This window comes from Allobosea sp. AAP35, from assembly GCF_001295925.1.
GTDB lineage: Bacteria > Pseudomonadota > Alphaproteobacteria > Rhizobiales > Beijerinckiaceae > Allobosea.
Genome location: NZ_LJHQ01000022.1, coordinates 145,082 through 155,750 on the forward strand (window position 1 = coordinate 145,082; position 10,669 = coordinate 155,750).

Consider the following 10,669-nt stretch of genomic DNA (forward strand, 5'->3'; position numbering starts at 1 on the left):
TTTTTTCGCGGAACCGGAACCATTTGACGAAAGGCCCGTTGAACCGAGCTACCAGTGTCGGTATCGCCCACCGACGGGGCATACGACCAATATCGAAATGACCGGGACCTGCTGGAAAAGCAGGCCTGGATTTGGCGCGAGGGCTGACATGAGCGACGTGGATTCAGGAATGGCAGCGCCCGAGGGCGGAGACCATGACCATGAGGTGATGCTTGATCCAAGGGTCCAGGAATCGATCGGACGCTCGCTGAAAGCCCATTACGACGACATCGTCAGCGCGCCCGTGCCCGACAAGTTTCTGGTGCTGCTGGCCCAGCTCGAGGCAACCGAACACCGCGCCGCCGGAGTATCGACCGATGAGCGCAACTGAGTTCAAGGACGGCCTCATCAAGGAGATCCCTAACCTGCGTGCCTTTGCGGCCTCGCTGTCGGGCTCGATGCAGCTGGCCGACGACCTGGTTCAGGATACGCTGCTGAAGGCTTGGGGCAACTCCGACAAATTCGAGCCGGGGACGAGCCTGCGCGCCTGGCTGTTCACCATCCTGCGCAACACCTATTACTCGCTGTATCGCAAGCGCGGTCGCGAGGTGCAGGACAGCGAAGGCACCTACGCCGAGCGGATGGCGACGCATGGCAACCAGGAAAGCCATCTCGACCTCGCCGATTTCCGCAAGGCTTTGGCCAAGCTGCCCGAGGAACAGCGCGAAGTGCTGATCATGGTCGGCGCGACCGGCCTGTCCTATGAAGAGACGGCCGAGATCTGCGGCGTCGCGATCGGCACGATCAAGAGCCGGGTCAACCGCGCCCGGACCAAGCTCGCCGAGCTGTTGTCGATCGGCAGCCTCGACGATCTCGGGCCCGACCGCCAAAGCGCAGCTGCCATCCAGAGGGTTGGTTCCGAAATCGTCGGACCCTAATGCGGCTCTCGCGCTTTCGCACCGTTCGCGGACGGCTTTTGGCTTTGCTGGTGGCGATCGCCTTGCCGATCGCCTGCCTGACGGCTTTGGCGGCGCTGACCACCTACCACACCGTGATCGCCGCCATCGAGGTTGCCCAGGCCCGGACGGCGGATGATTTCGCTGTTCGCACGCGTGTCTGGCATCGCGGTGTTCTGCGAACCCTCTTGGCATCGGGATCGGTGATCGCAAGCAGCGGCCTGGCGGGCGTCGATTGCCAAGCCTCGATCCGCGGCCTGCTGGCCCATACCCCGGGCTACCGGGCCATCCGCTTCGTGCTGACCGATGGTCGAGTTTGCTTTGCTTCGACCGATCCGAGCATCACCGAAACCGCCGCTTTCGACATCGCGCAACGGCTGGACACGCTGCCGCGATCCGTCACCCGATCGACGGTGGGTCTGCCGGCCGCCCGTTTCGACCAGGTCTCGGTCGATGGACGCGACCATCTTGTCAGCCAGGTTCGGCTGACGAGCGATGCGACCCTGCGCGAGGGGCTGCTACTGGCCGATCCCGATCTGCTCGACCAGGTCTTCGATCTCGGCGGGAGCGGGGATGGCGTCAATGTCGCCATGGTTTCGCGCGGCGATACCATTGTCATGCATCGTGACGATGGCGGGGCCGACGATGTGTCCTGGCTACCAGAGCAGAGGGTCTTCCCCGACCACGGCCAGCGCTGGAAGGGACGCAGCCGGGCCGGCGTCAACCGCACCTATGCGGCGAGGCTGGTCACCGCGCCCGATCTCTATATCGTCGCCAGCTTCAGCAACATGCCGGAGCAAGCGGCCCGCACTCAGTTTCTCGTGCTGCTGATCGCGCCGATCCTCACGCTGGTCCTTTTGTGTCTGGTCTATCTGCGGGCGATCGACCAGCATTGCATTCGCTGGCTGCGCGGTATCGAGGGCGCCGCGCGGGCCCGCTCGACCCAGCCCAATGTCAGGGCCGAGATCGCCGACGACATGCCCGCCGATATCCGCAGTGTCGCGGAAGCGTTCAATACAATGGTCAACGAGCAGGAGGTGCGCCAGCGCCGACTGCAGACCGCGCTCGACGATAATCGGTTTCTGGTTCGCGAGCTGCACCACCGGGTGAAGAACAGCCTTCAGGTCGTGCAAAGCTATATCGGCCTGACAAAGCGCGAGTCTCGGGGCGAGGCCCGGCTGGCACTCGCCGATGCGGAATGCCGCGTGCATGTCCTGTCGGCGGCGTATCGGTTCACGCTGGCTGATGGCGAAATGCAGCCGGTGCGCGTCGATCTGTTCATCGAGGACGTGGTGACGATGATCGCCAATCTCGTGCGCGCTCGCGATCAATGGGTCACCAGCCGGATCGAGACGGCAGCGACGCTCTCTGTCGATCGCAGCATCCCGCTCGGGTTCCTCATCGTCGATGTGGCATCGCGGGTGCTTCGCAGCACGCCGGGCGTCAGCATCACGATCATCGTCGCCGATGTCGACGAAACGACGCTGGCGATCACGCTCGAAGCCGATCGCGAGGTCGCGCCCAGCGAACCGCCCAAGCTCTTCGCCGGGCTGGTGGTGCAGATCGAAGCGGTTCAGGTCGTCAAGGCCGAGGGTTGCCGGCTCGGTAGCTGGCACATCAAGCACATCGCCTGACGACGGCGCGCCGGCGCCGACCGGCCGCTCGGGAGAGCATGGCCTCAGGTCGGAGCGTCGATCGCTTCGATCGTGACACCGACGCCCAGACCCAGGAAGGAGCCGGTCAAACCGGTGAAGCTGCCCGAGACGGGCGAGGCGTCCTCCGGCACCCGCGCGACGGCGACCCGCAGGAGCTGCCGATCCGCGACGAGATCATTGGTCGGATCGAACTCGACCCAGCCGTCGCCGGGAATGAAGACTTCGGCCCAGGCATGGGTCAACCCCACGGTCGAGACGAGCCCAGCGCTGTTGGGCGCGCGGTCGTGGATGTAGCCGGTGACGAAGCGTGCGGCGAAGCCCATGCGACGGGCAAGCTCGATGAACACCCAGGCATAATCGCGGCAGGAGCCTGTTTGCCGTCGCAGCGTGTCGGCTGGATGCTGCGTGCCCTCGTCGAAGCGCAGCGCATAGCTCAGCCCGGCATAGATCGCATGAGCGAGATCGCGCAGCAGGTGACCGGTTCCCTGCCCGATGCGGGCCCTGAAATCCGCCAGCCACCGATCGAGCACGCCGTCGGGGTCGGCAGCCGCAAGGTCGAGATAGGGTTGCAGCACCGCGCGTTCGCGATCGGTGTAGACGACCCCGGTCATGGCTGCGTTGGGCTGAAGTTCGGTCCGCGGCAGGGCCGAGCCGAATCGCTGCACCACCAACTGGCTGACGATTTCAAGCGTATCGGCCGGCTGGTCGAAATTAGCGATGGCTACAGAATTGCCATAGGCATCGTGCATCCAGCGCAGCCGTGCCTTCGGCGCAATCGAGAGCGACGTGTCGACGACCCTGAGATCAAAGCTGTCGCGCGGCCTCAGCATGAGGCGATGCGGCCCGAACGTCACAGCCCCGCCATAGCGATAGGTCGTGGAATGCCTGATGCGCAGATACATGAGGTCTTCCTGTGAGAATCGCCTGAAGATTGGAACTGCTGCGGGTCACAGCCAAAAAACAAGCCGCCCGAAGGCGGCTTTAGATGTACGGCGCGATGGATGACGCATATCAACCTAACAAGGGCTCAACTGCCCCGCTGCAGAACTGGAATATCCAGCGCTCTTTAGCGCAGAACGGCGCGATCCGCCTGGAGAAGCATGGCCTGCTGCGAACCGCCGATCGCGCGCCTGGTGACGCCGACCGAACGCTGCGAAGGATCGACGGCCGCAAAGCGCGTATCCATCGGTGCCTGGCGTTCGACCTTGGCCTGCGCGACGGCAGCCGAACTGTTGGCGTTGGTCTCCTGGAAGCCCGAGCCAAGGGTCAGCGCGAACACCGCCGCGCCCATGAAACCGAAAAAGAGGCCAGCGCGCTTGATGGGGGCAAGGCTGTTGTTCAACATCTGTCTCTCCCGACGCCTGGGCCGGGCAAGAGCGACCGGCTTCTGGGGAGATAACGCGAACATACCAGACAGGTTCCAAGAAGGATCTCCGCCACCTTGCAGACCTGATCACATCGGCGCGATCAGCCATATCATGCCGCCTCGTCATTGGCGGCCACCCGGCTCTTGAAGAGATGCCAGAGCGATTTGCCCAAGCGGCGTGAGGTCAGGTGCGCTCCGGCCAGACGCTTCTCCAACGTGATCTTGCGATCGTGAAAATCCTCAAGACCCGGGCGATGGCCGACACTGATCAACGTGGCATGGGCGAGTTCACCCTCGAACAGACCCAGAAGGGAATTCTGGCTGTCCTCGTCCAGAGCCGAAGTCGCCTCGTCCATGATGATGATGTCGGGCCGCTGGATGACGAGCCGCGCGAAGGCGACGCGCTGGCGCTCGCCCCCCGACAGGATCCGATCCCATTTGTCCTCATCGTCGAGACGTTTGGCGAGATAGCTCAAACCGCAACGCTTGAGGGCCGATACCACGATCGCGTCGGGCACCGGTTTTTCAGCCTCCGGATAGAGCAGGACCGTGCGCAGGCTGCCGATGGGCAGATAAGGCTTCTGCGGCACGAAGGCGATCGACTTGCCGCGCGGCACCGCGATCGAGCCCGATCCCCAGGGCCAGAGGCCGGCGAGCGCACGGATCAGCGTGCTCTTGCCGGTGCCGCTTTCGCCCACGATCAGGACCTTCTCGCCGAGCCCGATCACCACCGTGGCGTCGGTGATCACGGCCCGGCCATTGCTGTGTGCGATCGAGAGCCGGTCGAGATGGATGGCGCCGTCCTCGCTCTCCTCGAGCTTGATGCGGGTCTCGCCTTCCATGATCGTTCCGATATCGAGCCCCTCCAGCGCTTCCTGAAGCTCATCGACACGGGTGACCGAGGCAAACCATTCGGCCAGGCGCACGAAGTTGTCGACAAACCAGATCAAGGCCGCCTGCACGGCGCTGAATGCCGCCACGACCTGCATCACAGCGCCCAGCGAGACATCTCCAGAAAGGTATTTCGGCGCGATCAGCAGCAGCGGCACGATCGGGAACAGCGCGCCATTGGTGTTGAGGACGATCGCGATCATGCCCTGCTGGCGGATGACCCGCAGCCAGGCCGCGACGACGCGCCCGTAATTCTCGCCGACAGAGCCGCGTTCGTCGGCATCACCGCGGATCAGGGCGATGCTCTCGGCATTCTCGCGCAGCCGCGTCATTTCGGCCCGGAACTGGGCCTCCGCTTCGTTCTTGGCCGCGATCTTGGCGACCAGCGGCCGCCCGGTGAAATAGGCAGCCGTCGAGGCGATCAAGGCATAACCGATCGCGGCCAGCGCCATATAGCTGGGGATGACGACCTCAACGCCGCCGAGAGTGAATCGCGCCGAGCCTGCGACATGCCAGAGGATCGCCGCGAAGGTCGCGGCGGTGACGGCAGCGCTGATGAGGCCAATGGCGAACTCGACGAGAGGCTCAATGGCCAAGCGCACATCCTCGGCGATCCGATATTCGGGCGCCGTCTGCTCCTTGGCCACAAACTGCAGCCGATAATAGCGTTGGTCGGCGATCCACCAGCCCGCCAGCCGGCCTGTGAGATATTCGCGCCAGCGCGTCTGCAGCAGCATCCGGCTGATCACCAGGGCCGACAGGGTCAGCGCCGACGCCGCCACCAGCAATGGCAGCCAGGCGACGATGCTCCAGGCAGCGGCGATATCGCGCTTTTCCAGCGCATCGAAAAACAGCCGGTTCCAGCCATTGACCGCGACTGCCGTGGCGATCTGCGCGGCCACGAAGGCGAGTACTGTGACGGTCAGCCCCCAGGCGCGCAGTTTCGTCTTGCCGCTCCAGAACGGCAAAGCCACCGCGAAGAAGCGGCGCATGCGCGACCGACCTGGGGCGCGCGTCTCGTCAGTCATCGAATGGTTTCTCCGCCTGGCAGTGTCGTGGTCACTCATGCGATACAGGCCAGGCGATGGCGATGCCCATCTGGCGGTGGCGCTTTGTTGACGTAACGTTTCGTTGCAGTGACAGTTCCCGCAAAAAACAGGCTCTGGGTCTTTGCCTCATGACAAAGGCCGCGAAATTGGTATTGGGATCGCGCGGTGCGACGAATGCACCTCTGCGCCCGGGAGATCGCGCGAGACGATGACGGATATCGCCGCCCATAACGGCCGCAACGGCGTGCCTTGCCTTGCGTGCCCCCTGCGCCTCAAGCCCGCCTTCAAAACCAAGACCGATGATGAACTCCGCTTCGTCCAATCGATGAAGACCGAGCATCGCATCCTGCCGGCAGGAGCCGACATCATCCATCCGGGCCAGGAGGATCCGGAACTCTACACGCTGTTCTCCGGCTGGGCCTTCCGCTACCAGCTTTTGCCCGACGGCCGCCGGCAGATCCTGAACTTCCTGCTGCCGGGCGACCTCGTCGGGCTTCAGGCCTCGCTGCTCAGCGCCGCGCAGCACGGCATCGAGGCCTTGACCGAGGTCGAACTCTGCGTCTTCCCGCGCAAGCGCGTCTGGGACCTCTTCGTCCAGATGCCGAACCTCTCCTATGAAATCGCGTGGCTCGGTTCACGCGAGGAGAGCCTGATCGACCAGAACCTGACCTCAGTGGGCCAGCGCAATGCGGGCGAACGCATCGCCGCGCTGGTGATCTCGCTGCATCGCCGGGCGGAGGCGCTCGGCCTTGTCACGGATGACAGTTTTCGCTTTCCGTTGTCGCAGCAGCAGCTTGCCGATGCGCTCGGCCTCTCGCTGGTCCATACCAGCAAGACGTGGTCGCGCCTGCGCAAGGCGGGTCTGTTTGCCATGGCGGATGGACGCCTGACCCTGTTGAACCCGCGCCTGACCTCGCGCATGGCCCTGCTCTACGAGCGCGAAGTGGCGCCAAGACCGCTGATCTGAAAGACCGCTGATCTGAAACCGCAACGCCGTTCGCGCGTATCAATTTCGGGACGATACCTGTCTTGTCCCGGTTCAGGCCTCAAAACCAACACGCTCATGCAGATAAAGACTTGGTTCTCGGCCGGTCTTGTCCCCATATGACGGGCACGTCACAATCGCGCCGCGTCAGGTCGCGTCCTTTGCGGGGCGATGTCAGAGGTTTCATGTCGCTCACGTCTCCCCGTCGGCCTCCGCAGGGCCCTTCGCTGGCCGCCCGTCTCGGGCAGTCGCGCGTCGCCTTGCGCATCGAGGACGAGATGCGCGTCACGGCAGCCGATCTCGTCGACAGCGTCGCGGAGGCCCGGCTGAAGGTGGCGACCGTTCGCTACAAGGTGCAAGACGAGGTCCGCAGCACAACGCAGAAGCTGCGCAGCCGGGTCAGCGAAGCGCGCGCCAAGCTCGTGGACGAGGCGAGGTTCATCAGATCCTGGATCGACAATCCTTCTCGGACAGGCTCGGTGACGCCGTCCAGCCCGGCCCTCTCGCGGCGGATGGCATCCTTTGTCGATCCCGCATTGCCTGGCCCGGTGATCGAGATCGGCCCCGGCACCGGTCCGGTCACCGAGGCGCTGATCGCGCGCGGCATCAGCGAGGACCGGCTGATCCTGGTCGAATACAGCCCTGAATTCTGCGAGTTGCTGCGGCGGCGCTTTCCGCGCGCCACGGTCGTCGAGGGCGACGCCTATGCGCTCTCCACCACGCTCTCCGGCCATCTGAACGAGAAAGCGATCGCCGTGGTCTCCAGCCTGCCTCTGTTCAATCAGCCTCCAGCGATGCGCAGCGCCCTGGCACGGGATGCCTTCACCCTGCTGACCGAAGGCGCCCCCTTCATCCAGTTCACCTATTCGGTGATCTCGCCCGTGCCGCGCAAAGGATCGGGCTTGAAGAGCTTCGTCTCCGACTGGGTGCTGCGGAACATTCCCCCCGCGCGGGTCTGGGTCTATCGTCAGACGGTCTGACGCTCACGCTCGACGGCGGGCGAGCTTGGGCTTGCTCGAATAGCGGAGACCTGCGCGTGGCGGATGTTGGCGTGAGAGATATCGCCATGACGAATCTCGCACGGCTCGTACGCGACATTGCCGCCGAGATGGCCGGACTGGCCGATCGTGGCGAGGTTGCGACCTATATCCCGCCTCTGGCGGCCGTCGACCCCCGCCATTTCGGGCTTTGCGTGGTCACGGTCGAGGGCGCGATTCATCTGGCGGGCGACGCGCTCGAACCCTTTTCGATCCAGAGCATTTCCAAGGTCTTCGCGCTGACGCAGGCGCTGGGCAAGGTCGGCGAGGCCTTGTGGAGCCGGGTCGGGCGCGAGCCTTCCGGGAGCGCGTTCAATTCGATCGTCCAGCTCGAACGCGAGCAAGGGATACCGCGCAACCCGTTCATCAACGCCGGCGCGCTCGTCGTTGCCGATGTCAATCTCGCGGGGCATGAGCCGCGCATGGCGATCGGGGACCTGCTGCGTTTCATCCGCTATCTCGCCGAGGATGACGGGATCGCCATCGACGAGATGGTCGCGCGCGCCGAGCAGGCCACGGGGTTCCGCAACATCGCGCTGGCCAATTACATGAAGTCCTTCGGCAATATCGAGCATGCGCCGGAGCGGACGCTCGGCGTCTATTTCCACCAATGCGCCATCGCGATGAACTGCCGGCAGCTCGCCATGGCCGGTCGCTTCCTGATGCATGGCGGGCTGCACAGCCCCGGCGGCGCCCGCGTCGTGCCGGCACGCCGGGCCAGGCGGATCAACGCGCTGATGCTGACCTGCGGCCATTACGACGCATCGGGCGATTTCGCCTTCCGGGTCGGCCTGCCGGGCAAATCGGGCGTGGGCGGCGGGATCCTGGCCATCGCGCCGGGCAAGGCCTCGATCGCGGTCTGGTCGCCGGGGCTCAACGCCAATGGCAATTCGCAACTGGGCACGCTGGCTCTGGAGCGCCTGGCCGATGCCACGGGCTGGTCTGTCTTCGGCGTTGGATGACGCAGAGTTCGATGAGGCTGACGCTTGGGCCTTGACGATGGTGATGGGGCCCGGCAGCAAATTCTTAATCATCAGGGGCCAAGACTGTCCATCATATTTTCTTGGCAAGACAGTCGCTTCGACCTCTTGCCATGTCGACCAGGATGGTACCGGTGCAGATTTTTCCCGCCTCGATCAAGAATTACCTCGTTGCCATCATGGTATGCCTTTGCGTTCCGGGCGTCGGCGCACTGGGCTATATGGCCAGCCAGTCCATCGCGGATGTGCGCACGAATATCCGCCTGGCCGATCTCGTGGAGGCCGATCGCGCCTTGCTGATTGCTGGCAACAGCATCCGCGCCAACCGCGGCCAAGCGCAGACTGCGATCCAGGCCGCCGACAATCCCGCGCCGATCATCGAGAAGGTCGAGCTGGCGAACAGGAAGGATCTCGACGAGGCCGTGGCTCGTCTCGGCGCGACATCGCTGACGGACCGGGAGGCCCTGATTGCTGCCGTGGTGAGCCAGCAGAAGGCGACCGACGCCAAATTCGCCGATCTGCGCGCCGAGGCGGCCAAACCCAAGGCGGAACGCAGCCTGGCTGCGACCATGCCGTGGTATAATGGCGTGGGCGATATCGAAGGCGCGCTCGTCAAGGCGGCGGATGCGACCTCGCTTGCCGTCCGGATGGCCGATCCGATCCTGGCCGATCTGCAGAGCTTCAAATCGACCGGCTGGCGCGTCCGCTCCAGCTACGGTGTCCAATGTTCGGTTCTTCGCCCCCAAATCGCTTCGGGTAAGGCATTGGAGCCGGCCCAGATCCGCAGGATCGGCGAACTGCGCGGCGTCGCCGATTCCGGCATGAGCCAGTTGCTTCAGATGGCGCAGCGCCCCGGCGTCAGCGCGGAGCTGGTCAGCAAGATCGGCGTCATGAACAGCGAGATGCAGGCAGCCAACCGCACGATGGACGCGCTTGGAGCCAAGCTCGGCCAGAATGCCGGTCCCCTGATGCCGGCCGAAGACTGGACCAGACTCTGCAATGGCCCGTTCACGGCGATGGTTTCGGCGATCACACAGTCGCTCGACGACATGGCCAGCACGACCAAGGCCAAGTTGAACCGGGATTGGATGCAACTGGCGGTCATCGGCGGGCTGCTGGCCGCGCTCATGGCGATCTCCATCATGAGCTGGCGCGGCGTTCAGCGCCGGATCGCCAAGCCGGTGGTCGCGCTGAAATCGGCTCTCGACGTGATGCAGGCCGGCGATTTCTCCCAGCCGATCCCGGCACCGTCCTCGCCCGACGAAATCGGCGCGCTGAGCGGTGCGCTTGAAACCTATCGCGAGAACGCCTTGTCTGTTGAAGCGAGCCGGCGCGATCGTGAACTCGCCATGCTCGCAGACAGCGAGCAGGCCGCCCACGTCCAGAAGCTTTTGGGCGAGGTGTCGCTGATCGTCAGCGCCGCGCAGAACGGCGACTTTTCCGGCCGAGCCGCCGTCGGCGATGTCGGCGGGGCGTTGGGCAATCTCGTCGCCGGCATCAACGAGATCAATGCGGTGGTCGATGGCGCGACCACTGAGTTCGCGATGACGCTGCAGGCGGTCGCGGCCGGCGACCTGACCCAGCGTGTCGACACCGCCTATCGCGGCCGCTTCGCCGAACTCCAGGGCGCGATCAACGACACGGTCGAGCGTCTCTCCTCGACGGTGCGCACCATCCAGGTGACCTCGGCCGATGTCGGGCTTGCCGCCCGCGAGATCAATATGGGCGCCGACGATCTGTCGAAGCGCACCGAGGAGCAGGCGTCGAGCCT

At 64.6% G+C, this 10,669-nt stretch carries 10 protein-coding genes; 7 read left to right on the forward strand and 3 right to left on the reverse strand.

Annotated features, from left to right (window positions below; translation table 11 throughout):
- Positions 1–148 precede the first annotated feature (148 nt).
- Genes IP69_RS09610 through IP69_RS09620 form a run of 3 tightly spaced genes read left to right on the forward strand, consistent with a single transcriptional unit; the run spans position 149 to position 2,569 of the window.
- Complete coding sequence (locus IP69_RS09610) at positions 149–370, forward strand: NepR family anti-sigma factor (protein WP_156323373.1); 222 nt, start codon at positions 149–151, stop codon at positions 368–370.
- Positions 357–917 (forward strand): sigma-70 family RNA polymerase sigma factor, encoded by a 561-nt coding sequence (locus tag IP69_RS09615; RefSeq protein ID WP_054142592.1) that lies wholly within the window; start codon positions 357–359, stop codon positions 915–917. Before IP69_RS09610 ends, IP69_RS09615 begins: the two co-directional genes overlap by 14 nt.
- On the forward strand, positions 917–2,569 hold the full coding sequence (locus IP69_RS09620) for a sensor histidine kinase (RefSeq protein ID WP_054142593.1): 1,653 nt from the start codon (positions 917–919) through the stop codon (positions 2,567–2,569). Before IP69_RS09615 ends, IP69_RS09620 begins: the two co-directional genes overlap by 1 nt.
- Before the next feature lie 44 nt (positions 2,570–2,613).
- Here IP69_RS09620 and IP69_RS09625 read toward each other — a convergent pair whose 3' ends face one another.
- From IP69_RS09625 to IP69_RS09635, 3 genes are all read right to left on the reverse strand, one after another.
- Positions 2,614–3,492 carry a transglutaminase family protein gene (locus tag IP69_RS09625; RefSeq protein ID WP_054142594.1) on the reverse strand — a complete coding sequence of 293 codons (879 nt, stop codon included), beginning with the start codon at positions 3,490–3,492 and terminating at the stop codon, positions 2,614–2,616.
- Between the two features lie 164 nt (positions 3,493–3,656).
- On the reverse strand, positions 3,657–3,935 hold the full coding sequence (locus tag IP69_RS09630) for a hypothetical protein (RefSeq protein WP_054142595.1): 279 nt from the start codon (positions 3,933–3,935) through the stop codon (positions 3,657–3,659).
- A 131-nt stretch (positions 3,936–4,066) separates the two neighbouring features.
- A complete protein-coding gene (locus IP69_RS09635) occupies positions 4,067–5,875 on the reverse strand; it encodes an ABC transporter ATP-binding protein/permease (RefSeq protein ID WP_197279784.1) in 1,809 nt (602 codons plus the stop codon).
- A gap of 229 nt (positions 5,876–6,104) precedes the next feature.
- On the opposite strand from IP69_RS09635, the gene IP69_RS09640 reads away from it, so the two are divergent.
- From IP69_RS09640 to IP69_RS09655, 4 genes are all read left to right on the forward strand, one after another.
- Positions 6,105–6,863, forward strand: coding sequence for a Crp/Fnr family transcriptional regulator (locus IP69_RS09640; RefSeq protein WP_082359189.1), 759 nt, complete (start codon positions 6,105–6,107; stop codon positions 6,861–6,863).
- Positions 6,864–7,066: 203 nt separating this feature from the next.
- Positions 7,067–7,861 (forward strand): methyltransferase domain-containing protein, encoded by a 795-nt coding sequence (locus IP69_RS09645; RefSeq protein WP_248306778.1) that lies wholly within the window; start codon positions 7,067–7,069, stop codon positions 7,859–7,861.
- Between the two features lie 86 nt (positions 7,862–7,947).
- Positions 7,948–8,880 carry a glutaminase gene (locus IP69_RS09650; protein WP_054142597.1) on the forward strand — a complete coding sequence of 311 codons (933 nt, stop codon included), beginning with the start codon at positions 7,948–7,950 and terminating at the stop codon, positions 8,878–8,880.
- 152 nt (positions 8,881–9,032) lie between these two features.
- Positions 9,033–10,669: methyl-accepting chemotaxis protein (locus IP69_RS09655; RefSeq protein WP_197279786.1), on the forward strand; the 1,637-nt coding region annotated here is incomplete at its 3' end.